Annotated in this window: 1 protein-coding gene and 1 pseudogene; one reads left to right on the forward strand and one right to left on the reverse strand. The window is 45.0% G+C overall.

What is annotated here, in order from left to right; translation table 11 throughout:
- The coding region (locus FCN80_RS25995; protein WP_170975542.1) for an IS66 family transposase at positions 1-345 on the forward strand (345 nt) is incomplete at its 5' end.
- 56 nt (positions 346-401) lie between these two features.
- Here FCN80_RS25995 and FCN80_RS27600 read toward each other — a convergent pair.
- A pseudogene (locus FCN80_RS27600) lies at positions 402-614 on the reverse strand (GH3 family acyl-acid amido synthetase); the annotation flags it as partial.
- Positions 615-1274 lie beyond the last annotated feature (660 nt).

Below are 1274 nucleotides of genomic sequence, written 5' to 3' on the forward strand. Positions count from 1 at the left end.
CTTAACTCACGTCAAGCGGAAATCGACCGTCTGCTGGCGCAGTTGGCGAAACTGCGGCGTCTGTACTTCGGGCGCAGCTCGGAAAAGGCCGAGCGGCAAATAGTCCAACTGGAGCATCGCCTGGAAGAGCTGCTGACCGAAGATAAGGGACAGTCCGCGCGCCTTGATGACCCGTCGATACCACCGGCGTTACGCCGCCCTGCGGCGCGCCGGCCCTTGCCGGCACACCTGCCGCGCGAAGAACACTGCCTGGAGCCGCAAGAGCCGGTTTGCCCTGCTTGTGGCGGCGACCTTAAACCGCTGGGCGAGGACGTGAGCGAACAGCTTGAACTCATCAAAAGGTAAGGGATGAATTTAGGTTTGCCAGTTGTCCCGCTTGTTTTTAGCCAGCGAATTACTGGGCTATTTGTTAATATCCCTCCTTTAGTTATTATCTCTCTTGCAATCGCATTCTCAAAATCCTGATAGGTCGAGATTGGTACAGATTTATGTAGATTATCAAGACTAGATAGGTCGGCCCCCATTTCTTTCCAATATATGGCATCTTTCGTGATTTCATTTAGATCGCGTAATACTTCCTTCTGTGCTAGATCCGGGTTTTCGATACTTTTCATCAGAGTATTCTTTCCGCTTCAGCACGGTTTCTGAATGATTCTGTTCGTGAACTATAAATGGGCATACAACCACCTCTCGCTGATATTTAATCACCCGTAAACATCACTTTACACAATTACTAACTGATATAGAAATGTCCTTCTTAAAGTTATAAAACATCTTGCCATTATATGTAATATACATGATGGTTTTATTTTGTTTTAGTGTTCATTTGTCGTTTAAACAGCCAACTAACAACTAAGAGAAAAGCCATTACTCCACCTGTTATACAAATTCCATTCCATCTCATATATATATAAGTTATGCTTGCCAACGCAGAACCTAAAGACATTCCGATAAAACCTGATGTAATGAATATAGATGTAATCCTGGAACGTATATTCCCCCCCAATCTGTAAAGTACAGACTGATGTGTTACCTGAAGCCCTTGAACCGCAACATCTACAAAGAATATCCCAACACAAAGAGATATCAGACTACCATTTCCATATATTAAAATTATCCAGGGAACAATAAGCAAGAGAGAAAAAAAACCTGTCATTATTTGCGCGTGTCCAGCGTCACCAAGTCGGCCAGCAATGTTTGAACCGCCCCGGTTTTCCGGGAGAGTATTTTAGTTGGGAACTCAGGCTGCCAGATCCTTATTCCCGATGGAAGCA

The organism is Martelella alba (assembly GCF_005217455.1).
Taxonomy (GTDB): Bacteria; Pseudomonadota; Gammaproteobacteria; order Enterobacterales; family Enterobacteriaceae; genus Acerihabitans.